Here is a 25,403-nt window from a genome sequence, read left to right as displayed (position 1 = left end):
AGCCGATTTGCCTACCTTTGGAGGAGTGGAGATCGGTGGACTTGTTTTCGCAGCGGTGTGCGTCGTCCTGGTGGCGGCTGTGCCGGCGCTGGTCGCACGCCGGAGCGCGATAACCCAGTCCCGTGAACTCGACCGGTTCTCGCCGGGGCTGAGGATGATCCGGGCCCCCGAGGAAAAGAACGAGCCGCGCGGGCGGGCTACCGGCCCGCTGCTGGCGCCCTCGAAGGAAACAGGACGAGGTGGAGGCACCATGGAACGCACCGGCGCAGCGCCCCGGTCGACTGAGCGCGTGAGTCCGCGCGCGGTCCGCGACATCGCGCGGCTGCGCGCCAAGCGGGCCGCCCGCCTGGCCAGCGAGGCGGCCGCCGCCAAGCGCCGGATGGTCGCTTCCGCCGTGTTCGCACTGGCTACCGTCCTCCTCGGCGTCGGAGTGTGGGCCGCTGGCCTGGCGTGGGCGTGGGCGGCCGTTCCCGGTGTCGCGCTGGCGGCCTCCCTGGGCGCCTCCCGCTTCGCCGCCATCCGCTCCCAGCGCGAGAACGAGCGCGAGGTCGAACTGCTGCGCGAGCTGCGCGGGGGTGCTCCCCGTGCCTCGTCCCCCACCGCCGAGGCCGAGGGGGCGTCCAGTGGTTCCGCTTTCGCGCGCGCCCTGCGCAGGGCCTCTTCCGGCGTGCGGGCGTCGGGCGCCGTTGGCGATGGGGAACGGCGCCGGTCCTCCGATCCGGGCGCTCCCAAGGTCGGCGCCCAGCACGCCTCCGGGGCCAGGGCGGAGTCTGACTCCCCCCGTGCCCGCGACGCCGCGCCGCCCTCGTATCCGCCCGCCTCCGGGCGTTCCTCCGCCCGTCCCTCCTTGGTTGACGAGGCGGACACCGGGTCCGAAGCGGCGTCCGCCGCCGGGGCGGCTGGCACCGTACTTCCCAGCGGGTCCGACGCGGAGGGTCCCACCGCCGGATCCGGGGCCGCCGGTGGGGACTCCCCCGGCCTCGTCTTCAACACGGACGTCGATGCCGCGGAGGTCGTGCCAGTCTCCGAGGAGGAGACCGCGCGCGCCGCGCGCTCCCTCGCCCAGTCGCGCACGTGGACGGTCGTCCCCGTTCCCGCGCCCACCTATGTGATGCGCGAGCGCATCTCGGGCCGCATGGTCCACGCCGACACGGACCTGCGCGGCATCCCGAAGGTTGCTGCATCCGTGCCCGCGCGCCCCGTTGCCGCCACCTACGAGGGCGGCAAGCGCTCCACCGAGGAGGTCGTCGCCGACCAGGCTGTCGCCCTCAACCTTGACGCCGTCCTGGACGCCAAGCGCGCCCAGTGATGCGGGGGACTGCTGACTGACGAAGCCGCCCCGGGCGCGCAACTCGCGCGGCCCCGGGGCGGCAGTGTCTGTCCACCATCTTCGTGGATTGGTGGGATGCCCCGCCACGACGCGGCTGGGAGAGTCCGCCCCATCCCACTGGTGGTGCGGTCTGCTGCTCCTGCGCGACGCCCAGATCCTCCCCATGGTCGGCAGGCTTGGCAGGACGGGCCCCGCCCTCCCGGTTCGCGCTCAGTGGGCGGAGATGCTATGCTTATCTCCGTCCTTGGGGCTATGGCGCAGTTGGTAGCGCGTCTCGTTCGCAATGAGAAGGTCGGGGGTTCGAATCCCCCTAGCTCCACCACCAGGGTCTTCCGGGCCCGGTCTCGAAGTGAATACTGATCGGACTCCCTCGGCGCGCCGGGGGAGTTCCTGCTTTCCGGGGTGGGGTTGCGCATCGCAGGCGTGCTCGGCCGCGCGATAGGGTGCTCGTGCGGGGGAGTGCTCGCAGCGAGGGGGAGGCGCGATAGGGCCCTTGCCGCTGCGTTCGCCACGTCGATCATCGCGTTCATCGTCGCGGTGCTCACCGTGCCGGGCATCTGGGACTGGTTGTGGCAGTGGTCGGGCTCCTCCTGTGCGGCGAGTGCCTCTGACTGGGGACCGGGTTCTCGCGCTCAGCAGGAGGCCCCCTTCGAGCGCGAAGGGCCAGTGTTGTTCCTGAGTCGTGTTCCGCGAACCGCTCCGGCGGCCCCGTCAACTCTCTCGTGTCGGCGGGTCTGGGGCGGTGGGGCGGCGATCCGCTCGTGTTCGGGCGTCGGCAGGGGGTGTTCGCACAGGGCGTCAAGGGCGTCCTCGAGCGCGCGAAGGGCGTTCTCGCGGAACTTCGGATCGGGGTTGATGAGCAGGTGGAGGGCCAGTCCGTCCACGAGGGCGTGCAGGGCCGAGGCGTCCTTGTCGAGGTCGGTGCCCGGGGGCGCGGGGGCGGCGCCGCGCAGGTTCTCAACCACTCGTCGGCATGCGAACCTGACGGCGGCGTAGGAAGCGTCGCGGGCTTCCCGCACTTGGTCGCTAGCCGGGGCCTCGGCGATCAGTGCGATGTTCGCCTCCATCTCGATGCGCCGCTCGGGGTCGAGGGGCAGCAGCTCGTGGATCACCCGTGTGGCGCGGGCGCGCGGATCGGCTTCTTCGAAATGGCGGGAGATCCGATCCCACGCGCGCAGTCCCACCAGTTCCATCGCGTGCGTGATCAGGTCGGCCCTGCTGGGGAACACGTGCCGGATGGAGCCGGTTGAGAGCCCTGCTTCCGCTGCGACTGTGCGGATGGAGACGCCCGATATGCCCGAGGAGTGGATCACCCGCCATGTCGCTTCGGCAATCTCCTCGCGGCGCCTACCGTGGTTGATGAGTTTGGGCATGCGCTTATCGTATCGTGACTGTGCTACCATAATTTGGTAACACAGTCGTGCTATCAAAAGGTGGGGGACACATGCCTTCGAATGCGGTTCCGTTGGGGGAGAAGAGCTGGGGCCGCAGGGTCCTCGACAGCGCAGCCCTGGCCAGCGGCGCCGAGCAAGTCGTCGACTTCGTCTTGCCCCTGTTCGCGGGCGCGCACCTCGGGCTCTCCCCGGGGCAGACGGGAGTGCTGGTCGCCGTCGAGCAGCTCGTCGCCTTCCTGGCGCGCCCTGTCGCCGCAGCGGTGGTCGACCGGGCGGACCGCTCGACTGTGGCCGGTGTCGGCGCGGCGGCGTGGGCGGTCGGATGCGGGCTCTACGCCCTATCGACCAGCCTGCTGCTGGCGGCATGCGCTGCGCTTGTCACCGGTGCGGCCGGGGCGTTCGTGTGGATCGGCATCCGCGCCATCGTGGGGGAACGGCTCCGCGTGGACTCGGGGGCGTTCGCCGAATTGATGGCCGCGGAGGAGGCGGGAGGTTGGATCGTCCTCGTCCCAGCGGTCGTCCTAGTGCCCGTCGTCGGATACCAGTGGGTGTTCGCGGGGGTCGCCGCGTGCTGCGTCCTGGCCTCGTGGAACCTGCTGTCCGGGCGCCGCGAAGGGGGTGCCCGGATGAGCGCGTCCTCTCCCGCCGCCGCGCCCGTGCGCGAAGAGCGCCGGGAGGCCGCGGTGTCTCTGCGCCCCATGCTCGTGGCCGTCGCGGTGACGATGAGCGCGGAATCGGCGATCGGCCTGCTGCTGATACTCCACCTGCAGCGCGGCTTCGAGCTCGAGATCACCCAGATCGCGTACGTGTTCCTGCCCGGCGCCGTCATGATGAGTGCGCTCCCCCCGTACCTGCACCGCCTGGTCGTCGCGCTCGGGCGCCGACGGGCACTGGCGCTCGGATCGGCGTTGAGCGCGGTCTTCGCCCTCGCCCTCGCCTTGGCCCCCAGTCCCCTGTGGATCGGCGCGGCGTGGGTGCTCTCAGCGACTGCTTGGTCCCTGGTGGTCCCGGTGCAGCAGTCCGCGATCACCGAGTCCGTTGGCCCGGAGCGCCTTGGCAGGGGGCTGGGCATGTACGAGGCCGCGTGCCTGGTCGGCCAGTTCGCCGGCTCCGCTGCGGCGGGCTTCCTGTACGGGAAGGGGAGCTGGATGCTGGCCTGCGTCGTCTGCGCGGCCGTCATCGCCTCGGGCGGGCTCCTGGTGCCCCTCGCGCTGGGACGCCTCGGCGTCGCGGACCGTCCCGCGCCCCGGCCAAGGCGCAGTCGCCCTGATCGGTCGTCGGAACAGCTGGGGCCGACCAGTGCCGAGCCCGACGGGGGCGCTCCGGCCGCGGGCGGTGGGGGGCGCACTCGGCCCAAATCCCGTACAACGATCCTCAGTGAGTTCCTCTGGCGCACCGGAATATTCGGAGCCGCCCGACTGGTGGTCTGGGCCCTGCCCAATGTTCTGGGCGTCGAACTGGCTCCTGCGGTGCAAGTCGGAATGCGCGTCTGGACGACTGCGTACGTCATCGACATCATCTGGACGGCGTGGGAGCTCCTGGACTCGTCGGAGTGAAGGGCGGCCCGGCCACTGCGCGCGTGGTCGGCTGCTGCGCGGGGGTGGTACCCGGCCGGAGGGAAGGGGCTCAACGGTGCCGGGTCTTGCCGCGCGGATGGGCGGGCCTTAGCGGGTAGGGGCCGTTCGCGCCGGGGCGCTCACGACCCGGGGCCCACGATCTCCTTGAGGGCGCGCACGTGGCCGTCGAAGGCCCTCCGCCCCTCCTCGGTCAGCGAGAGCCACATGATGCGCCGTGAGTCGTCGCGCGTCGGGGACGCGCTCTTGCGCGATTCGAGGTAACCGGCGCCAGCGAGTGCTTTGACGTGCTTGGACAAGGTGGCGTCCGAGACCTCGAGGGAATCGCGCAGGCGCGCGAAGCTCAGGCCGGCGACGTGGCGCAGCAGTCCGCAGATGCGCAGGCGCAGCGGCGCGTGGACGAGCTCGTCGAAGCGCGCCTCAGCCACGGCGCGCTCTCTCCACGGCGCTGCGCAGGGCGAGGCCGGACAGGCAGGTCGTGATGGCGAAGGCTGCGAGGCTGGTCGCGACGACGGCCCACGGGAGCTGGAGCGACACGAGGCCCAGCGAGACGCTGAACAGCACGAGGCAGGTCATCACGATCGCCGCGACCATCCAATTCGCGCGCGCCCCGAGCGACCGGAAGCGGATCCCCGTCTCGCGCTGCACCAGGTGGACGACGACCAGAACGCCGACGAGCGCCATCCAGCCTGACAGTGGCGGTTCGTAGTGCGCTCCGGGCGCGGTGGAAGCGGCCGAGCCGACCCACCAGGCGCCCAGTGCGCCGAACGCCGCCATCAGCGTCCACGGCACGGTGACCTGTTGTGCGAGCCTCTGGCGGTCCGCTGACAGTGCGGTGAGCATTTCTGCGGCCTCGTCCCGACCGCCCTCGAAGTGTGTTTCCATAATGGAAAGCATATACGAAAGTTTCCATGATGGAAAAGTAATTTGGTTCGCTGTGCGGCATATGGCACTGGTCACTTAGTGGTTCCTGTCGGCTGCTGGATCCCGCCCGTCGGAGGGGGGTGCGCCGCCGCTGCGGTTCGCCCTACTATGGGAGCGGGGCCACGGCGCCCCATGCGAGCACAGCTCCCGTTGGCCCGGCGGGAGCGCGGAACACAGGAGGACGCAGCAGTGTCGATCGAGGTTGAGCAGACGACGATTGGCGGCAAGCTGGGCGAGCACGGCCTGCTCAGTGGGGACCGCCAGTACCGCATCCCGGACTTCCAGCGGCCCTACGTGTGGGAGTCGGAGCAGGTCGAGACCCTCATGGCGGACCTCCTGGAGGCGTGGCACCGCGAGGGTGAGGAGGACTACTTCCTGGGATCCATCGTCGTCGTCTCCTCCCCGGGCTCTATCGACGAGGACATCATCGACGGCCAGCAGAGGCTCACCACCATATGCCTCCTGCTCGCCGTCATCCGCTACCTCATCCTCGACGAGACCCAGCGCGGCGAGATCACGGAGCTCCTCAAGATCCCACGAAGGCTCATCAGGGGCCTGGAGGAGCGCCCCCGCCTGAAGATGCGCAACCGCGACGTCGACTTCTTCGAGGACTACATCATCGACGGGGACCTCGACTCCCTGCGGGACTGCGATCCCACCGCCCTGGCCACCAAGGGCCAGCGCAACATGCACGCCAACACCCTCGTGATCCTCGACGCGCTCGAGGACGTGATCAACGAGGACAACCTCTGGTCCTTCCTCCAGTTCCTCAGCGAGCGCGTGTCCATCGTCAAGGTCAAGACCGACACCTACCAGAGCGCCCACAGGATCTTCGGAGTCCTCAACACCCGGGGGGTCTCGCTGACGGCCGCCGACATCTTCAAAGCGAGGGTCCTGGCCGCCGTCAGCCCCTCCAGCCGAGACTCCTACGGCGACCTGTGGGACCGTACCCTCGACGAGGCCAGCCCCGACAGCGCGGACCAGTTCTTCTCGCACCTGCTGGTCCTCTACACGCACGACTTCGCCAGCAGGGCCCTCATTGACGAGTTCGAGGCGAAGGTGCTGTCCCCCTACTTGCGCGAGCACACCGGCAAGGAGTTCATCGACGACCTGCTGGTCCCCGCGGCCAGGGCGTACCGGGAGATCGCCTCGGCCACGGAGGCCACCATGCCCGGGGGCGTGTGGCTCGAACTGCTCCGCCAGTACCCGGCCTCCGACTGGAAGCCCGCGGCGATGAGCGTCCTGCGCCTCGACGTGCCGCAGGAGGGCAAAGCGGACCTGCTCAAACGCCTGGAGCGCATGTACGGCGCCAACTACATGGCCAAGGTTTCGCCAGGCAAACGCGAGAAGCGGCTCGTGCGGGCGATGAGGGCCCTCGACGACGACGTGCGCCCCGTGGAGCACGCCGACCGCATCTTCTCCGTCGGCGACGACGTGCGCCTGCGCGTGGTCGCCCGCCTCAAGTCCTCCCTGACGAAGAAGGCCGACGGGAAGATCCTGCTCTACCGCGCCCTCATGGCGCTCGACGGGAGGATCCCCACCCTCCCCCGCGCGACCACGGCCATCCAAGCGCTGCCGCCCGCCCCCATCGACGGCATCGACCCGAAGACGCCGCTCGAGGCGTGGTCGATGCGCCTGGGCGGACTCGCGCTGAGCGCCATGAAGCCCCGCGACGTGAGGACGGCGGGCAACTGGTCCGCCATCAACGACAAGTTGCGGAGCACGAGGGGGATCGGGAAAACGGTCGTCGCCTCGTTCCCCGGGGCCGACACCCTGGACGACCGGGCACTCCAGGAGCGCCACGGCAGGCTCGTGGAACTCGTCGCCGACTACTGGGACATCCGCCGCGACTCCGACCATGTCGACTTGACGCGGATGACCGAGGAGGAGCTGGGCCGCAACATGGAGGGGAAGTCCGGAGGCCGCACCAAGCTGGTGCGCCTGGCTGACGTGGTGGACTCGGGGATCATCGCCCCCGGGGACGTGTTCGTGTGGCGCCGTCCCAATATCGGTGACGAGTACTCAGTCACCGTGACCGACTCGGGCAGGCTCGAGCTCTCCGACGGGACCTCGGTGGCCTCGCCGTCGGCCGCCGTCCGCGCGCTGACCGGCACCTCGGCGGCCGCCTTCGACGTGTTCGTCCGCGAATCGGACGGCAAGAAAATGCGGGAGCTGTGGGACACCTACCGCCGCCGCTTCAGCAAATGAGGGGCGGCGCGGAAAGGCCCGCCACGGCGGCGGGGGACTGCGGGGCGCCCGCCGGCTCCCGATCGGGGGCGGCCGAACACGAGGGAGTGCCCGGGTGAGCGCCTTCAGGAAAACGGACAGCCGCCCCGGCAGGATCGCCTACGAGGTGGCGGGGCTCGCCTGGCTGGCTGCAGCCGGGCCGTCGGGGGCGCCGGTCGTGCCCGTCCTCGCCCACGGCCCCACTTGGCTGGAGGAGCCGCGACTGCGTGCCGCCGCGCCCACCGCGGGGGCCGCGGAGGAGTTCGGCAGGGCGCTCGCCCGCACCCACGCCGCGGGCGCTGCCCACCTCGGCGCCCCGCCGCCCGGGCACAGTGGCGATGGGTGGATGGGCCAGGCCCCCCTGACCCTGCCCGCGCGCCCAGAACCCGCGCCGCGGAGCGGACCGGCCGCGGGGAAGGCGTCGGCAACAGGACGGGGGAGCATCCCCGAAGGCGCGGACTCCCCGGCGCCCACCGCATCGTGGGGGAGCTTCTACGCGCGCGAGCGCATCGCGCCCTACCTGGGGGCGCCCGCCTTCACGGCGGCGGAGCGCGCCCTCATCGAGCGCTTGTGCGGGCGCTTGGAATCGGGGGCGCTCAACCACGACCAGCCCCGCCTGGTCGCCGAGGCTGCCGTCGCGTCCGGGCAGGTCGGCGCGGCCCGCACCCACGGGGACCTGTGGAGCGGGAACGTCATGTGGACGCCCGACGGCGCGGTGCTCATCGACCCCGCCGCCCAGGGGGGCCACGCCGAGGAGGACCTGGCCGCCCTCGCCGTCTTCGGCTGCCCGCACCTGGAGCGCATCACAGCCGCGTACCACGAGGCGTCCCCCCTGGCCGACGGGTGGCGCGAGCGCACGGGCCTCCACCAGATGCACATCATCATGGTCCACTGCTTCCTCTTCGGACGCTCCTACGTGCCCGAGGCCACGGCTGTCGCCCGCCGCTACGCGTAGGTGGTCGGACGGGGCCGGTCGCGCGCAGGGGGCGCTCGCGCGGTTGCGGTCGCCCTTGCGCACTGGCGCGCCACTGCGCCTGGGGCCGGGGCCGGGTCGTGCGCATGGGCCGTGTCCGACCATTGTGCGCCGGTGCCCGCAGGAGCGGTGCCGCGACGGCGCGCTCCGCTCGATGAACATCGGACGCGCGCCGCCGTGCCGGTGAGCCACCGCTATGAGCGGGGCCGGGTGAGCCGCTAGACTGTCAGTGCCCCAATAGCTCAGTCGGTTAGAGCAGCGGACTCATAATCCGCCGGTCGCCGGTTCAAGCCCGGCTTGGGGCACCACGGCCGTGGTACCACTGCGCGCCCCGCGTCGCCCGGCGGGGCGCATTGGGGCAGGAAGCCACCTACTGGGGCAGGTTAGCCCCCATTGGGGCAGGTTATTAACCTGCCCCAATGCACTGTAACCTACCCCAATGCACCGTAACCTGCCCCAATGCGGACGCCTGCCTGCCTGCGGCGCTTTCGGTGCTCCGGTTTCTGCTGGCTTCGCCGGGAATCCGGGTGGCGGTGGGCGGGAGTGGTCCAAAATGCGTCTGGGTTTCGCTGTTTTCGGCGGGCTCCGCGCGTGGGTGGTCCGAAATGCGTCTGGGTTTGGTGGTTTTGGCCGGATTCGGGTGGATTCGGTGACACTCAGACGCTTTTTGGACCAAATGCCTGCCAAGCCCTCGTTCTCGCCCGAGACTCAGACGCTTTTTGGACCACCGAACCACTGAGGCGCCAGACTATAAGGCCACCAGACGACTGGACCACGAACAGCGCGGGTTGCCCGCGGCCGTCGGGGCGCGGCAGGGCGAAGGGGCGGGCGCCGGTCATCCCTATTCCGCACCGCCCCCTGGCCGTCGCCCGCTCGCATCTGTATCATCAGACAATGGACGATGAAGCAGCCCCCCGACCGGTCCTGGTGTTCCTGGTCCGAGCCCTGGTGGCCTTCCTCGCGGCCTGCGTCGGCGGGCTCGTGCTGTACTGGGCGGATGCGGACCTGTTCGCGGTGTACGCCTACGGCACCTTCGGCTTCTTCACCTTCGTCCAGGTCCTCGTGTCGATCCCGTCGGCGCTGCTCGCACGGCCGACCCGGGTCAAGGCGCTCGTGGTGGTCTCGCCGGTGCTGGTGTTCGTGCCCGTCGCCATCGTGGTCGGCCTCGTCGCGGGGAGGGGCGGCGCTGGGACATCCCCGGTCCTCGGGGGCGCTGCGGTGCTGGCGGCCGTGGTCGTCGCCCAGCTGTGCGCGGCGGTGTCCGCGTGGCTGCTGCGCGAGGCATTCCGGGCGTGGCGTGTGCGCAGCGCGCTCGCGGAGGGTGAATTTTAACACAGGCGGCCCTCCTTGTTGAGAGGCCCCCGGGTTGTGCCTATTATGAGTGGTTGCGCCTTATTGTGTCCGAGGTGACCCGTACCCACCCGCCGTAACAGGCGCTTGGCGGGCGGCGGCGGTGTCAGGTAATGGGCCGAAGGCGCATGCGCGCAACGGAAAAGCAGGGAAGGACCCCCTTTGGCTGCCAACAGCACCGCCAAACAGCATACGCCCCGCGTCTCATTCGCCAAGCTCCGCGAACCCCTCCAGGCCCCCAACCTCCTGGGACTGCAAGTCGAGAGCTTCGACTGGCTGCTGGGCAACGACGCGTGGAAAGCCCGCGTCGAGGCCGCGAAGGAGAACGGCCGCACCGACGTGCCCGACGTCTCGGGCCTTGAGGAGATCTTCCACGAGATCTCGCCCATCGAGGACGTGGCAGGCACCATGAGCCTGTCATTCCGCGACCACCGCCTCGAGTCCCCCAAGTACTCGATGGAGGAGGCCAAGACCAAGGACTACACGTACTCCGCCCCGATGTACGTGACCGCCGAGTTCATGAACTACGAGACCGGCGAGATCAAGTCCCAGACCGTCTTCATGGGGGACTTCCCCCTGATGACGCCCCGCGGCACCTTCATCATCAACGGTACCGAGCGCGTCGTCGTCTCGCAGCTGGTGCGCTCCCCGGGCGTCTACTTCGAGAAGCTCTCGGACCGCTCCACCGACAAGGACACCTTCGGCGCGAAGGTCATCCCCAGCCGCGGCGCGTGGCTGGAGTTCGAGATCGACAAGCGCGACGCGGTCGGCGTGCGCATCGACCGCAAGCGCAAGCAGTCGGTCACCCACTTCCTCAAGGCCATCGGCATGACGGAGTCCGAGATCCGCGACTCCTTCGCCGACTACCCCGTGCTGCTGGAGACCCTGGAGAAGGACACCGTCAACACCCAGGAGGAGGCGCTGCTCGACATCTACCGCAAGCTGCGCCCCGGCGAGCCCGCCAACGTCGATGCCGCCCAGACCCTGCTCAACAACTTCTACTTCGACTCGCGCCGCTACGACCTGGCGAAGGTCGGCCGCTACAAGATCAACAAGAAGCTGGCCATCGAAGCCGATCCCAAGGCGTCGACCCTGTCCCTGGAGGACATCGTCGCCACCGTCAAGTACCTGCTCGCCCTCCACCAGGGCGAGGCGTCCTTCGCGGGGACCCGCGGCGGTGAAGCCGTCCAGGTGCGCGTCGAGACCGACGACATCGACAACTTCGCGAACCGCCGCATCCGCGCCGTCGGCGAGCTCATCCAGGGCCAGGTCCGCACCGGTCTGGCGCGCATGGAGCGCACCGTTCGCGAGCGCATGACCACGCAGGAGACCGATTCGATCACGCCGCAGTCGCTGATCAACATCCGCCCCGTCGTGGCCGCCATCAAGGAGTTCTTCGGGACCTCCCAGCTCTCCCAGTTCATGGACCAGAACAACCCGCTGGCCGGCCTGACCCACAAGCGCCGCCTGTCGGCCCTGGGCCCCGGGGGCCTGTCGCGCGACCGCGCCTCCATGGAGGTGCGCGACGTCCACCCCTCGCACTACGGGCGCATGTGCCCCATCGAGTCCCCTGAGGGCCCGAACATCGGCCTCATCGGGTCGCTGGCGACCTTCGCCCGCATCAACCCCTTCGGCTTCATCGAGACGCCCTACCGCATCGTGCGCGACGGCAAGGTCACCGATGAGATCCGCTACATGACCGCCGACGACGAGAAGGCCCACTTCATCGCCCAGGCGTCCTCGCCGCTCACCGAGGACGGGACCTTCGCCGAGCGCGATGTCCTGTGCCGCGTCGCGGGCGAGGAGCCCACGCTGATCGCGCGCGAGCGCGTCGACTACATGGACGTCTCCGCGCGCCAGATGGTTTCCGTGGCTGCCGCCTTCATCCCCTTCCTGGAGCACGACGACGCGAACCGCGCCCTCATGGGCGCGAACATGCAGCGCCAGGCGGTGCCGCTGCTCACCACCGAGGCGCCGCTGGTCGGCACCGGCATGGAGGAGCGCGCCGCCCACGACTCCGGCGAGATGGTCCTCGCCGCCCACTCGGGCGTCGTTACCGAGGTGAGCGCCGACCTCATCGTTGTGTCCACGGACGCCGGGGGACGCGACAGCTACCGCCTCGAGAAGTTCGAGCGCTCCAACCCCGGCAACTGCACCAACCAGCGCGTCATCGTCGATGAGGGCGACCGCGTCGAGGCCGGAGACGTCCTGGCCGACGGCCCGGCGACCTCCAACGGCGAGGTGGCGCTCGGCAAGAACCTGCTGGTCGCCTACATGTCGTGGGAGGGCCTCAACTACGAGGACGCCATCATCCTGTCCCGCCGCGTCGTCGAAGAGGACATCCTGACCTCCATCCACATCGAGGAGTACGAGGTCGATGCCCGCGAGACGAAGCTCGGCGAGGAGGAGATCACCCGGGACATCCCCAACGTCTCCGAGGAATCCCTGGCCGATCTGGACGAGCGCGGCATTATCCGCATCGGCGCCGAGGTCACCGCCGGCGATGTCCTGGTCGGGAAGGTCACGCCCAAGGGCGAGACCGAGCTGACCAGCGAGGAGCGCCTGCTGCGCGCCATCTTCGGCGAGAAGGCCCGCGAGGTGCGGGACACCTCCCTGCGCGTGCCCCACGGCGAGGAGGGCATCGTCATCGGCGTGCGCGAGTTCAACGACGACGAGGACGACCTCAACCCCGGTGTCCGCCAGACCGTGCGCGTCTACGTCGCCCAGCGGCGCAAGATCACCATCGGCGACAAGATGGCCGGCCGCCACGGGAACAAGGGCGTCGTCTCCAAGATCCTCCCCGTCGAGGACATGCCCTTCCTGGCCGACGGCACCCCCGTCGACATCATCCTCAACCCGCTGGGCGTGCCCGGCCGAATGAACGTCGGGCAGGTGCTCGAGTACCACCTGGGCTGGCTCGCCCACCAGGGGTGGGACGCCTCGGGCGCCGTTGAGGCCGGCGAGGAGTGGACCCGCCAACTGCCCTCCGACGGGATCGCCACCGCCCCCGGCACCCGCGTCGCCACCCCCGTCTTCGACGGCCTGGAGGCGGACGAGCTGGCGGGCCTGCTGCGCAACGTCAACCCCAACCGCGACGGCGACGTGCTCACCAACTCCGACGGCAAGGCGCGCCTCTTCGACGGGCGCTCCGGCGAGCCCTTCCCGTACCCGATCTCGGTGGGCTACACGTACATGCTCAAGCTCCACCACCTGGTCGACGACAAGATCCACGCCCGCTCCACGGGTCCGTACTCGATGATCACGCAGCAGCCGCTGGGCGGCAAGGCCCAGTTCGGCGGACAGCGCTTCGGCGAGATGGAGGTGTGGGCGCTGGAGGCCTACGGCGCCGCCTACGCCCTCCAGGAGCTGCTGACCATCAAGTCCGACGACACCACGGGCCGCGTCAAGGTCTACGAGGCCATCGTCAAGGGCGAGGACATCCCCGAGCCCGGCATCCCCGAGTCCTTCCGGGTCCTCATCCAGGAGATGCGCTCGCTGTGCTTGAACGTCGAAGCCCTCGACGCGGCCGGCAACGTCATCGACCTGCGCGACCAGGACGAGGACTTCAATGCGCGCGAGGACCTGGGCATCACCCTTGATGCCCGTCCCAACGCCGCGGCGACCATCGATGCGATCTGATAGGGAGAGACAACTTTGCTGGACGCCAAAACGTTCGACAGCCTGAAGATCACCCTGGCAACGGGCGACGACATCGCCACGTGGAGCCACGGTGAGGTCAAGAAGCCGGAGACCATCAACTACCGCACGCTCAAGCCTGAGCGCGACGGCCTGTTCGGTGAGCAGATCTTCGGGCCCACGCGCGACTGGGAGTGCGCGTGCGGGAAGTACAAGCGCGTGCGCTACAAGGGGATCATCTGCGAGAAGTGCGGCGTGGAGGTCACCCGCTCCAAGGTTCGCCGCGAGCGGATGGGCCACATCGACCTGGCGGCCCCCGTCACCCACATCTGGTACTTCAAGGGAGTTCCCTCCCGCCTGGGCTACGTGCTCAACCTGGCGCCGAAGGACCTGGAGAAGGTCATCTACTTCGCGGCCTACATGATCACCGAGGTCGACGAGAAGGGCCGCCACGAGGACCTGGCCGAGCTGCGCTCGGAGCTGGAGGTCCAGAAGAAGCAGATGGAGAACAACCGCGACGCGGCCATCAACGACTTCGCCGAGAAGCTCGAGGCCGATATCGCCCAGATGGAGGCCTCGGGGGCCTCCGCTGCCGAGCGCGACCGCGCCCGCAAGCAGGGCGAGCGCGACATGGCGAAGGTCCGCCGCCGCTTCGACGCCGACATCGACGGCCTCGAGGAGACGTGGGAGCGCTTCAAGAACCTCAAGGTCGGCGATCTCGAGGGCAATGAGCGCCTCTACCGCTCCATGGTCGCCCGCTACGGGACCTACTTCAAGGGCGACATGGGCGCCTCGGCCATCCAGAAGCGACTGGAGACCTTCGACCTGGCCGCCGAGGTGGAGGCGCTGCGCCAGACCATCGCCTCGGACTCCGGCCCCCGCAAGGCCCGCGCCATCAAGCGCCTCAAGGTCATCAACGCCTTCGTGGTCACCGGGAACTCCCCGGCGTCCATGGTGCTCACGAAGATCCCGGTGATCCCCCCGGACCTGCGCCCCATGGTGCAGCTCGACGGCGGTCGCTTCGCGACCTCGGATCTCAACGACCTGTACCGCCGCGTCATCAACCGCAACACGCGCCTCAAGCGCCTGCTGGAGCTGGGCGCCCCGGAGATCATCGTCAACAACGAGAAGCGCATGCTCCAGGAGTCCGTTGACGCCCTCTTCGACAACGGCCGCCGCGGGCGCCCCGTCGCTGGCCCGGGCAACCGCCCCCTGAAGTCCATTTCGGACATGCTCAAGGGCAAGCAGGGCCGTTTCCGCCAGAACCTGCTGGGCAAGCGCGTCGACTACTCGGGCCGGAGCGTCATCGTCGTGGGCCCGCAGCTGCAACTGCACCAGTGCGGCCTGCCCAAGCAGATGGCCCTGGAGCTCTTCAAGCCCTTCGTCATGAAGCGCCTGGTCGAGAAGAACTACGCGCAGAACGTCAAGGCGGCCAAGCGCAAGGTCGAGCGCCAGCGACCCGAGGTGTGGGACGTCCTCGACGATGTCATCCGCGAGCACCCGGTGCTGCTCAACCGCGCGCCCACGCTGCACCGCCTCGGCATCCAGGCGTTCGAGCCCCAGCTGATCGAGGGCAAGGCCATCCAGCTGCACCCCCTGGCCTGCGGCGCCTTCAACGCCGACTTCGACGGCGACCAGATGGCCGTGCACCTGCCGCTGGGAGCCGAGGCGCAAGCCGAGGCCCGCATCCTGATGCTGTCGACCAACAACATCCTCAAGCCCTCCGACGGCCGTCCCGTGGCCATGCCGTCGCAGGACATGATCATCGGCCTGTTCCACCTGACCTCGGCGCCCGACCCGTCGGTGCCCGTCGACACGGACGAGGACGGCAAGGCCGTGGTCCCGTACTTCTCCAGCCAGGCGGAGGCCCAGATGGCCTTCGACGCCGGCAACCTGGACCTGAACGCGACCGCGCGCATCCGCTTCGCCGACGGCACCGTGCCGCCCGAGGGCTGGGAAGCCCCCGAGGGATGGCAGCCCGGGGACGGCATCATCCTCGAGACCTCCCTGGGGCGGGCGATCTTCAACGAGCAGCTGCCCACCGACTACCCGTTCGTCAACGAGGTCGTCGGCAAGAAGCAGCTGGGCGACATCGTCAACACGCTCACCCAGCGCTACCCGAACGTGCTGGTCGCCGACTGCCTGGACGCCCTCAAGTCCGCTGGGTTCCACTGGTCGACGTGGTCGGGCATCACGATCGCCTTCTCCGACATCCAGGCGTCCCCGCGCAAGCGCGAGATCCTGGCGAGTTACGAGGCCAAGGCGGCGGAGATCGTCGAGCAGTTCGAGACGGGCATCATCTTGGAGGAGACCCGCTACGAGGAGCTCGTGAAGCTGTGGCTGCAGTGCACCGAGGAGGTCGCCCAGGACATGCGCGACAACTTCTCCGAGCGCAACACCGTGTACCGGATGGTGAACTCGGGGGCCCGCGGCAACTGGTCCCAGGTGCAGCAGATCGCCGGCATGCGCGGCCTCGTGTCCGACCCGAAGCAGAAGCTCATCGAGCAGCCCATCAAGGCGAACTACCGTGAGGGCCTCACCGTCCTCGAGTACTTCATCGCCACGCACGGCGCCCGTAAGGGCCTGGTCGATACGGCTCTGCGCACCGCCGAGTCCGGGTACCTGACGCGGCGCCTCGTCGACGTCTCCCAGGACGTCATCGTTCGCGAGGCGGACTGCGGCACGCGCGCGGGCCTGAAGATCCGCATCGCCCAGAAGAACGACGCCGGCCAGTGGGAGCCCTCGGAGCTCATCGAGACGACCGCCTACGCCCGAAACCTCGCCCGCGACGCGGTGAACGAGGCCGGGGAGGTCGTCATGCAGGCTGGCACCGACCTGGGCGATGACCAGCTCGCCGAGCTGGTGGCCGCCGGCGTCGGCGAGATCACGTGCCGTTCCGTGCTCACCTGCGAGTCGCAGGTCGGCACCTGCGCTGCCTGCTACGGGCGCTCCCTGGCGACCGGCAAGCAGGTGGACATCGGCGAGGCCGTCGGCATTATCGCCGCCCAGTCCATCGGCGAGCCCGGCACGCAGCTGACGATGCGCACCTTCCACACCGGTGGCGCCGCCTCGGCGGCGGACATCACGCAGGGCCTGCCCCGCGTGCAGGAGCTCTTCGAGGCGCGCAGCCCGAAGGTCGAAGCGAAGATGAACGAGGCCGCCGGCCGCGTCCACATCGACGACGAGGATCCCTCGGTGCGCCGCGTGGTCATCACCCGCGATGACGCCAAGGAGGACTTGGTCGTCGAGGTGTCGCGCCGCCAGAAGCTGCTGGTGGCCGAGGGCCAGCACATCGACGCGGGGACGCCCCTGACCGAGGGGCAGCTGGACCCCAAGGAGATCCTGCGCATCATGGGCCGCAACGTGGCCCAGAAGATGCTGGTGGACGAGGTCCAGAAGGTGTACCGCGACCAGGGCGTGGGCATCCACGCGAAGCACATCGAGGTCATCGTCCGCCAGATGCTGCGCCGCGTGACCATCCTGGAGCCGGGGGACACCTCGTTCATGCCCGGCGAGCTGGTGGACCGCATGGCGTACCTGACGCAGAACCGCCGCGTCGCGGCCGAGGGCGGGCAGCCGGCCTCGGGCCGCCAGATGCTCATGGGTATCACGAAGGCGTCGCTGGCCACGGACTCGTGGCTGTCCGCCGCGTCCTTCCAGGAGACGACGAAGGTCCTGACCGAGGCCGCCATGAACGGCAAGTCGGACGCACTGGTCGGCCTGAAGGAGAACGTGATCCTCGGAAAGCTCATCCCGGCGGGCACGGGCCTGGCCCGTTACAACGACGTCATCGTCGAGCCCACGCCGGAGGCCCTGGCCAACTCCAACTACTCGGAGGTGGACTTCCAGGACGGGCAGGTGTCCGAGGACTTCCTCGACACGCTCGGCTCGATTGATTTCGGCATGAGCTTCCACGAGTGAGCGCCTGATCGGCTGATCCGGGAACCTGGGCCCGGCCCCCGCACGGGGGCCGGGCCCAGGCCGTCGACCGCGTGAGCGCACCGGACGGATGCGCTCGCGCGCCCCGTTGAAGGGCGCCGTCTCGCGCCGCGCGGAGGCAGATTGTGCGCCTCTGGTTACAGATTGTGGCTGACCGTTGGATCCGTGGCGCGGGGGCGGTTCAATGGGTGGTGGAGGGTTTCGGCACCCGGTCGCCCGGTCGTTCATCCACGTCGAAGGTGACACCGCCCGGGCGGGGCCGCGATGACGAGGCGCTTCCCATTTCCTGCCATAGTGCCGTGGAGTCTGAAAGAGGAACACCTGACATGCTTTCCATCAACTGGGATGACGTGTGGAAGATGGTTGAGACGATCAAGATCTCCTTGATCGTCATCGGCGTCGCGCTGGCGCTCGCCGCCGTCGTCTCCATCGCCGTCATCAGAATGAACCGTCCCGCCCGCAAACTCGCGCGATCGACCGTGTGGGTCGCCGCCTTCGCGGCCGTCGTCGTCGCCGTCGTGTCGATGATGTACGGCGGTTTCCGCACCGTCCTCGACCTCGCCTCCGGGAAAGGGGCTCTCACCGACGCCTCGAAGGCCCAGGTGGAGGGACTGGGCAACGACATCTCCGACGAGGGGATGGTCCTGCTGAAGAACACGGACGGCGCGCTGCCCCTGCAGAAGGGGTCCGCGGTCAACGTGTGGGGGTGGGCCTCGACGAACCCCATCTACGGCGGGACGGGCTCGGGCTCCCTGTCGGCCGACAACCCGACGACCTCCCTGCTCGACGGCCTGGCGAACGCGGGCTTCTCGACGAACACCGACCTGTCGGCCCTCTACACCGGCTACCGCGCCGAGCGCCCCGAGGTCGGCATGTTCAAGGCCGACTGGTCGCTGCCCGAGCCGACCGAGGACATGTACTCCGACGACCTGCTCCGCGGCGTGAGAACCTTCTCCGACACCTCGGTCGTGACCATCGCCCGCAGTGGCGGCGAGGGCTTCGACCTGCCCCGCGATGTCAACAAGGAGATGCGCGAGAACCCCTACTTCTCGTACACGGACAACTCCACCGAGTACCCGGACTTCCTGGATGGGCAGGGCTACTTGGAGCTCACCCGCCCCGAGCGGGAGATGATCGCGCTGGCCAAGCAGAACTCCAAGAAGACCATCGTCGTCGTCAACGCCGCGAACGTGTTCCAGCTGGGCGAGCTGCAGGACGACCCGGACATCGACGCGATCGTCTGGGCGATCCCGGGCGGGCAGGTGGGTTTCAACGCCCTGGGCCGCATCCTGGACGGCGAGGTCAACCCGTCGGCCAAGACCCCCGACACCTTCCCCCGGATCCTCAAGGCGGGTCCCGCCGCCAACAACTTCGGCGACTTCCAGTACACGAACATGACGGAGTTCGCCCAGGAGGACCCTTTCAACAAGGGCACATTCACCCAGCCGTCGTTCGTCAACTACACGGACTCCGTCTACGTGGGCTACCGCTGGTACGAGACCGCTGCGGCTGAGGGCGTCATCGAGTACTCCAGCGAAGTCGTCTACCCCTTCGGCCACGGCCTGTCCTACACGAGTTTCGCCCAGGAGATGTCAGAACTGCGCGAGAGCGCCGACGGAGTGCTGAGCGCAGAGGTGACGGTGACGAACACCGGCCAGGTGGCGGGCAAGGACGTCGTCCAGGTCTACTCGAACCCGCCCTACACCGACGGCGGCATTGAGAAGTCGGCGGCGAACCTGATCGCCTACGAGAAGACGAGGGCACTCCAGCCCGGCGAGTCGCAGACCGTGCCGGTGACGTGGTCGCGGGACTCCCTGGCCTCCTACGACGCCGGGGACGCCAAGGCCTACGTCCTCGAGGCGGGCGACTACCGCATCTCGATCCGGTCGAACTCCCACGAGGTCCTGGCCGAGCAGTCCTTCCCGGTCGCGCAGACCACCGTCTACGACTCTGCGGCGGACACCCACGACGGTGACCGCGTCGTCGCGACGAACCACTTCGACGAGGCGGCCGGCGGCGCCACGTACTTGTCGCGCGCCGGGCGTTTCGCCAACCTCGCCGAGGCGACGGCCGCCCCCACCGACTTCGAGATGTCCGCCGAGCACAAGGCCGCGTTCCTGGCCACATCGAACTACGACCCCGACTCCGACGAGGCCGGACTGTCGGTGCGCCGCCCGACGACGGACGCCCGCAACGGCCTGGTGCTGGGGGATCTGCACGGACTCGCCTACGACGACCCGAAGTGGGACCAGTTGCTCGACCAGCTCTCGGTCGATGACATGAACTCCCTGATCTCCAAGGGCGGCTACGGCTCCCCGGCGGTGTCATCAGTGGGCAAACTGCGCGTCTCCGACGTGGACGGCCCCGCCTCGTTGAACAACAATTTCACGGGCGTGGGATCCATCGGCCTTCCGTCGGCCGTGTCGGTCGCGGCGACCTTCAACAAGGAGCTCGCGCGCTCCTTCGGCGACGCCATCGGCACCATGGCGCACGACATGCAGGTCTCCGGCTGGTACGCCCCCGCGACGAACACCCACCGCTACGCGTACGCGGGCCGCAACTTCGAGTACTTCTCGGAGGACCCGCTGCTGGCCGGGGCGCAGGTCGCCGAGGAGATCCAGGGCGCGCAGGCCAAGGGCGTGTACGCCTTCATCAAGCACTTCGCCCTCAACGACCAGGAGACGAACCGCACGCACATGCTGGCGACGTGGACGAACGAGCAGGCCCTGCGCGAGGTGTACCTGCGGCCCTTCGAGATCGGAGTCAAGCAGGGGGGTGCCCGCGCCGTGATGAGCGCCTTCAACTACATCGGCACCACCTACGCCGGCGCCCACCCGGAGCTGCTCAACACGGTGCTCCGCCAGGAATGGGGATTCCGGGGCATGGTCCTGACCGACTACTTCGCCGGGTACGGCTATCAGAACGCCGACCAGATCGTGCGCAACGGCGGCGACTTCATGCTCGCCACGCTCGACATGCCCATCGCGAAGGTCAACACCCAGTCCGACGCTGGGCTGGTCCAGATGCGCCGCGCCTCGCACAACATCCTCTACACGGTGGCGAACTCGTGGATGTACGAGAACGGGCAGCCCGAGGTGGAGCGCAACGCGTGGGAGTACATCACGTGGGTTGTCGCCGGAGCGCTGATCCTGGCGCTGCTGGGCCTGGAGGTGATGGCCCTCCGCCGCTACCGGGCGCGCTCGGCCGGGGGAGCGGAGCCCACGCCGCCCACCGGTGACACGGACGACGGGGACGGGGCGCGAGGGGGTGGCACCGAGTAGCCGCCCCGCAGCGGGCCGCGCGGCCCAGCCCCCGCCTCGTGCGCTGAGGGCGAGAGCACACGGGGAACCTTTGACGGGTAAGCGGCCGACGCCGTATTCTAGAGGGCGGTTCCCGCGCCTGCGGGTTCCCTGTGCCAGCTCCGCGCTGGCAGCGGGCTCCGTCCGTCGGAGCTCCGGGCGTCATCCTCTGACCCGGCCACGGCCCCGTCATCATGGCGCACCGGCCCCTGACGGACTTCCGCGCGCCCGAAGGGGAATCGCAGTCACGGCAGACTCACCACCAGTGCCCCGCCAAGGGGCCTCCGACGGAAAGAAACTGGAGTCCCAGTGCCTACCATTCAGCAGCTCGTCCGCAAGGGGCGTGTGTCGAAGCGCGCGAAGGTGAAGACCCGTGCGCTCAAGGGGTCGCCCCAGCGCCGCGGCGTGTGCACCCGCGTGTACACGACCACGCCCAAGAAGCCGAACTCGGCCCTGCGAAAGGTCGCCCGCGTGCGCCTCTCGTCGGGCATCGAGGTCACCGCCTACATCCCCGGTGAGGGCCACAACCTGCAGGAGCACTCGATCGTGCTCGTGCGCGGTGGCCGCGTTAGGGACCTCCCGGGCGTGCGCTACCGCATCGTCCGCGGTTCGCTGGACACGCAGGGCGTGCGCGGCCGCCAGCAGGCCCGCTCCCGCTACGGCGCGAAGAAGGAGAAGAAGTAATGCCCCGTAAAGGCCCCGCTCCCAAGCGCCCCCTGGTCGATGACCCGGTTTACGGGTCCAAGGTGGTCACCCAGCTGGTGAACCGCGTCCTGCTCGACGGGAAGAAGACCGTCGCCGAGCGCATCGTCTACGGCGCGCTCGAGTCCGTGCGCGAGCGCACCGAGCAGGAGCCCGTCTCCGTGCTCAAGCGCGCCCTCGACAACATCCGCCCCGCCCTGGAGGTCCGCTCCCGCAGGGTCGGCGGCGCCACCTACCAGGTCCCCGTCGAGGTCCGCCCCGCCCGCGCCACGACGCTCGCCCTGCGCTGGTTGGTCGACTTCTCCCGGCAGCGCCGCGAGAAGACCATGACCGAGCGCCTCGCCAACGAGATCCTCGACGCCTCCAACGGCCTGGGGGCCGCTGTCAAGCGCCGCGAGGACATGCACAAGATGGCCGAGTCCAACCGCGCCTTCGCGCACTACCGCTGGTGAACCACTGACGGGGCCGGGGCTGACCGGCCCCGTCGCTGGCGCCAGCGCCATAGTCACCCATAACTTCGAACGAAGGAACTGCACTCGTGGCACTAGAGGTGCTGACGGACCTCAACAAGGTCCGCAACATTGGCATCATGGCTCACATCGATGCCGGCAAGACGACCGTGACGGAACGAATCCTGTTCTACACGGGCATCAACTACAAGATCGGCGAGACGCACGACGGCGCCTCGACGACCGACTGGATGGAACAGGAGAAGGAGCGCGGCATCACCATCACCTCCGCCGCTGTCACCTCCTTCTGGAACGGCAACCAGATCAACATCATCGACACCCCCGGCCACGTCGACTTCACGGTCGAGGTGGAGCGCTCGCTGCGCGTCCTCGACGGCGCCGTCGCGGTCTTCGACGGCAAGGAGGGTGTTGAGCCCCAGTCCGAGACCGTGTGGCGCCAGGCCGACAAGTACGAGGTCCCCCGCATCTGCTTCATCAACAAGATGGACAAGATGGGCGCCGACTTCTACTTCTCCGTCTCCACCATCAAGGACCGCCTCCACGCGACCCCCATCGTCATGCAGCTGCCCATGGGCGCCGAGTCCGATTTCGTCGGGAACATCGACCTGCTGACCATGGAGGCGCTGACCTACCCGGCCAAGGACGACAAGGGCAACGACACCCTCGGCTCCGTCATCGTGCGCGGCCCCATCCCCGCCGAGTACCAGGAGAAGGCCGAGGAGTACCGCGAGGCGCTCGTCGAGGCCGCCGCCGAGGGCACTGATGAGCTCACCGAGCTCTACCTGGAGAACGGCGAGCTGACCGTCGAGCAGATCAAAGAGGGCATCCGGGCCCTGACGGTCGCCGGACGGGCCTTCCCCGTCTACTGCGGCACGGCGCTGCGCAACATGGGCGTCCAGCCCGTCCTCGACGCCGTCGTGGACTTCCTGCCGTCCCCGCTCGACATCGGCGAGGTCCGCGGCTTCAAGCCCGGAAGCGACACCGAGGAGGAGACGGAGGCCCGCAAGCCCTCCGAGTCCGAGCCCTTCGCCGCCCTGGCCTTCAAGATCGCGGCCCACCCCTTCTACGGCAAGCTCACCTTCGTGCGCGTCTACTCGGGCAAGGTCGACGCCGGCGCCCAGGTGATGAACTCGACGAAGGGCAAGAAGGAGCGCATCGGGAAGATCTTCCAGATGCACTCCAACAAGGAGAACCCCGTCGAGCAGGCGCACGCCGGGCACATCTACGCTGTCATCGGCCTCAAGGACACGACGACCGGCGATACGCTGTGCGCCATGGACAAGCCGATCGTCCTGGAGTCGATGACCTTCCCGGCCCCCGTCATCCAGGTCGCCGTCGAGCCCAAGTCGAAGGCCGACCAGGAGAAGATGGGCGTGGCCATCCAGAAGCTCGCCGAGGAGGACCCGACCTTCACCGTCGAGCTGGACCCGGAGACCGGCCAGACCATCATCGGCGGCATGGGCGAGCTGCACCTCGACATCATCGTGGACCGCATGCGCCGCGAGTTCAAGGTCGAGGCGAACGTCGGCAACCCGATGGTCGCCTACCGCGAGACCATCCGCAAGAAGGTCGACAAGTACGAGTACACCCACAAGAAGCAGACCGGCGGCTCCGGTCAGTTCGCGCGCGTCATCATCGCGCTCGAGCCGCTTCCGGCGGGCTCCGAGGAGGAGTACGAGTTCGAGGACAAGGTCACCGGTGGCCGCGTCCCGCGCGAGTACATCCCCTCGGTCGACCACGGCATCCGCGACGCCATGCAGTCCGGCGTGCTCGCGGGCTACCCGATGGTGGACATCAAGGCCACGCTGCTCGACGGCGCCTACCACGAGGTCGACTCCTCCGAGATGGCGTTCAAGGTGGCCGGCTCCATGGCCCTGAAGGAGGCCGCCAAGAAGGCGAGCCCCGTCCTCCTCGAGCCGATCATGGCCGTCGAGGTGCGTACTCCCGAGGAGTACATGGGCGACGTCATCGGTGACCTCAACTCCCGCCGCGGCGCGATCTCGTCGATGGACGAGCAGCACGGCGTCCGCGTCGTCAAGGCCCAGGTGCCGCTGTCCGAGATGTTCGGCTACGTCGGCGACCTGCGCTCCAAGACGCAGGGCCGTGCCGTCTACTCCATGGAGTTCGACAGCTACGCCGAGGTCCCGCGCGCCGTCGCGGACGAGGTCATCGGCAAATCTCGGGGCAACTGAGTCCCACCGGGGGCCGCTTCGGGCTGGGAGCGCGCAGTGACCCAGCCCAAGCGAGCCGCCTCACACACAAGTAAAACCCAGTAGGTCTCATGCCCCCTTGGTGTTAGAGTGACACCTAGCCGTAGGCTGAGAACATCTACCCGAGTCCAGGAGGACACAAGTGGCGAAGGCCAAGTTTGAGCGCACCAAGCCGCACGTCAACATCGGCACGATTGGTCACGTCGACCACGGCAAGACGACGCTGACGGCAGCCATCACGAAGGTGCTGCACGACAAGTACCCCGAACTCAACGAGTTCACCCCCTTCGACCAGGTCGACAACGCCCCCGAGGAGCGCGACCGCGGCATCACCATCAACGTCTCCCACGTTGAGTACCAGACCGAGGCGCGCCACTACGCGCACGTCGATGCCCCCGGCCACGCCGACTACGTCAAGAACATGATCACGGGCGCCGCCCAGATGGACGGTGCGATCCTGGTCGTCGCCGCCACCGACGGCCCCATGGCCCAGACCCGCGAGCACGTCCTGCTCGCCCGCCAGGTCGGCGTCCCCACGATCCTCATCGCCCTGAACAAGGCCGACATGGTCGACGACGAGGAGATGCTCGAGCTGGTCGAGGAGGAGTGCCGCGACCTGCTGGAGTCCCAGGACTTCGACCGCGACGCCCCGATCATCCAGGTGTCCGCTCTGAAGGCCCTCGAGGGCGACGCCGAGTGGGTCGCCAAGGTCGAGGAGCTCATGGAGGCCGTGGACACCTACATCCCCACGCCCGAGCGCGACATGGACAAGCCCTTCCTCATGCCGATCGAGGACGTCTTCACGATCACCGGTCGTGGCACCGTCGTCACCGGTCGTGTGGAGCGCGGCAAGCTGCCCATCAACTCCGAGGTCGAGATCCTCGGCATCCGCGAGCCGCAGAAGACCACGGTCACCGGCATCGAGATGTTCCACAAGTCGATGGACGAGGCGTGGGCCGGCGAGAACTGCGGCCTGCTGCTGCGCGGCACCAAGCGCGACGAGGTCGAGCGCGGCCAGGTCGTGGCCGTTCCCGGCTCCATCACGCCCCACACCGAGTTCAAGGGCCAGGTCTACATCCTCAAGAAGGAGGAGGGCGGCCGTCACAACCCGTTCTTCTCGAACTACCGCCCGCAGTTCTACTTCCGCACCACGGACGTGACCGGCGTCATCACCCTCCCCGAGGGCACCGACATGGTCATGCCCGGTGACACCACCGAGATCTCCGTCGAGCTGATCCAGCCCATCGCCATGGAGCCGGGCCTCGGCTTCGCGATCCGCGAGGGCGGCCGCACGGTCGGCTCCGGCCGGGTCACCGAGATCCTCAAGTGAGCCCACTGAGGGCCTACTCGGATTCTGTTCGCTGATCCAGCGGCTT

General features: G+C 68.8%; 15 protein-coding genes and 2 tRNA genes. 14 read left to right on the top strand and 3 right to left on the bottom strand.

The features are described from left to right. Positions 1–289 precede the first annotated feature (289 nt). Positions 290–1,309 carry a hypothetical protein gene (locus tag G447_RS12435; RefSeq protein ID WP_207382524.1) on the top strand — a complete coding sequence of 340 codons (1,020 nt, stop codon included), beginning with the start codon at positions 290–292 and terminating at the stop codon, positions 1,307–1,309. A gap of 267 nt (positions 1,310–1,576) precedes the next feature. Further along, positions 1,577–1,652: transfer RNA gene (locus tag G447_RS0100435), tRNA-Ala, on the top strand. A 310-nt stretch (positions 1,653–1,962) separates the two neighbouring features. Here the strand turns inward: G447_RS0100435 and G447_RS10740 are convergent. Further along, entirely contained in the window at positions 1,963–2,703 is a 741-nt protein-coding gene (locus G447_RS10740; RefSeq protein ID WP_081697813.1) for a TetR/AcrR family transcriptional regulator, read from the bottom strand. 71 nt (positions 2,704–2,774) lie between these two features. On the opposite strand from G447_RS10740, the gene G447_RS0100425 reads away from it, so the two are divergent. Continuing rightward, positions 2,775–4,280, top strand: a complete 1,506-nt coding sequence (locus tag G447_RS0100425) for an MFS transporter (RefSeq protein ID WP_026429625.1) — start codon at positions 2,775–2,777, stop codon at positions 4,278–4,280. Between the two features lie 140 nt (positions 4,281–4,420). Here G447_RS0100425 and G447_RS0100420 read toward each other — a convergent pair whose 3' ends face one another. Together G447_RS0100420 and G447_RS0100415 are read right to left on the bottom strand one after the other, a co-directional pair. After that, positions 4,421–4,726, bottom strand: coding sequence for a transcriptional regulator (locus G447_RS0100420; protein ID WP_026429624.1), 306 nt, complete (start codon positions 4,724–4,726; stop codon positions 4,421–4,423). Further along, on the bottom strand, positions 4,719–5,183 hold the full coding sequence (locus tag G447_RS0100415) for a hypothetical protein (protein ID WP_026429623.1): 465 nt from the start codon (positions 5,181–5,183) through the stop codon (positions 4,719–4,721). The genes G447_RS0100420 and G447_RS0100415 overlap by 8 nt, the downstream gene beginning before the upstream one ends. A 228-nt stretch (positions 5,184–5,411) precedes the next feature. Between G447_RS0100415 and G447_RS0100410 the strand changes: the two genes are divergently transcribed. The 11 genes from G447_RS0100410 (at position 5,412) to tuf (ending at position 25,357) form a co-directional block, all read left to right on the top strand. Next, positions 5,412–7,430 (top strand): GmrSD restriction endonuclease domain-containing protein, encoded by a 2,019-nt coding sequence (locus G447_RS0100410; protein WP_026429622.1) that lies wholly within the window; start codon positions 5,412–5,414, stop codon positions 7,428–7,430. 94 nt (positions 7,431–7,524) lie between these two features. Further along, positions 7,525–8,403, top strand: coding sequence for a fructosamine kinase family protein (locus G447_RS0100405; protein ID WP_026429621.1), 879 nt, complete (start codon positions 7,525–7,527; stop codon positions 8,401–8,403). A gap of 249 nt (positions 8,404–8,652) precedes the next feature. Then, a tRNA-Ile gene (locus G447_RS0100400) sits at positions 8,653–8,729 on the top strand. Between the two features lie 586 nt (positions 8,730–9,315). Next, positions 9,316–9,753 (top strand): hypothetical protein, encoded by a 438-nt coding sequence (locus G447_RS0100395; RefSeq protein WP_005868185.1) that lies wholly within the window; start codon positions 9,316–9,318, stop codon positions 9,751–9,753. A gap of 180 nt (positions 9,754–9,933) precedes the next feature. After that, entirely contained in the window at positions 9,934–13,410 is a 3,477-nt protein-coding gene (rpoB, locus tag G447_RS0100390) for a DNA-directed RNA polymerase subunit beta (RefSeq protein WP_005868187.1), read from the top strand. 15 nt (positions 13,411–13,425) lie between these two features. Next, the gene (locus G447_RS0100385) at positions 13,426–17,328 is read left to right on the top strand and encodes a DNA-directed RNA polymerase subunit beta' (protein WP_026429619.1); all 3,903 of its coding nucleotides are present in this window, start codon (positions 13,426–13,428) and stop codon (positions 17,326–17,328) included. Positions 17,329–17,672: 344 nt separating this feature from the next. Continuing rightward, a complete protein-coding gene (locus G447_RS0100380) occupies positions 17,673–20,627 on the top strand; it encodes a glycoside hydrolase family 3 N-terminal domain-containing protein (protein WP_026429618.1) in 2,955 nt (984 codons plus the stop codon). A 327-nt stretch (positions 20,628–20,954) separates the two neighbouring features. Next, on the top strand, positions 20,955–21,329 hold the full coding sequence (gene rpsL / locus G447_RS0100375; protein ID WP_026429617.1) for a 30S ribosomal protein S12: 375 nt from the start codon (positions 20,955–20,957) through the stop codon (positions 21,327–21,329). Next, positions 21,329–21,799: a 30S ribosomal protein S7 gene (rpsG, locus tag G447_RS0100370; protein WP_005869073.1), complete on the top strand. Its 471-nt coding sequence runs from the start codon at positions 21,329–21,331 to the stop codon at positions 21,797–21,799. Before rpsL ends, rpsG begins: the two co-directional genes overlap by 1 nt. An 86-nt stretch (positions 21,800–21,885) precedes the next feature. Further along, entirely contained in the window at positions 21,886–24,009 is a 2,124-nt protein-coding gene (fusA, locus tag G447_RS0100365; RefSeq protein WP_005869075.1) for an elongation factor G, read from the top strand. A 160-nt stretch (positions 24,010–24,169) separates the two neighbouring features. Further along, on the top strand, positions 24,170–25,357 hold the full coding sequence (tuf, locus tag G447_RS0100360) for an elongation factor Tu (RefSeq protein WP_005869069.1): 1,188 nt from the start codon (positions 24,170–24,172) through the stop codon (positions 25,355–25,357). Positions 25,358–25,403 lie beyond the last annotated feature (46 nt).

It is taken from the genome of Schaalia georgiae DSM 6843, from assembly GCF_000429245.1.
In the GTDB taxonomy this organism is placed as follows: Bacteria; Actinomycetota; Actinomycetes; order Actinomycetales; family Actinomycetaceae; genus Pauljensenia; species Pauljensenia georgiae.
Note: the sequence above shows the minus strand (reverse complement) of the source record. Positions and strands in the feature narration are given on the sequence as shown.

Coding starts and splice junctions, on each gene's coding strand:
- G447_RS0100415 (WP_026429623.1), bottom strand. CDS start 5,183: ATGGAAACACACTTCGAGGGCGGTCGGGACGAGGCCGCAGAAATGCTC.
- G447_RS0100380 (WP_026429618.1), top strand. CDS start 17,673: ATGCTTTCCATCAACTGGGATGACGTGTGGAAGATGGTTGAGACGATC.
- G447_RS10740 (WP_081697813.1), bottom strand. CDS start 2,703: ATGCCCAAACTCATCAACCACGGTAGGCGCCGCGAGGAGATTGCCGAA.
- G447_RS0100425 (WP_026429625.1), top strand. CDS start 2,775: ATGCCTTCGAATGCGGTTCCGTTGGGGGAGAAGAGCTGGGGCCGCAGG.
- rpsG (WP_005869073.1), top strand. CDS start 21,329: ATGCCCCGTAAAGGCCCCGCTCCCAAGCGCCCCCTGGTCGATGACCCG.
- G447_RS0100395 (WP_005868185.1), top strand. CDS start 9,316: ATGGACGATGAAGCAGCCCCCCGACCGGTCCTGGTGTTCCTGGTCCGA.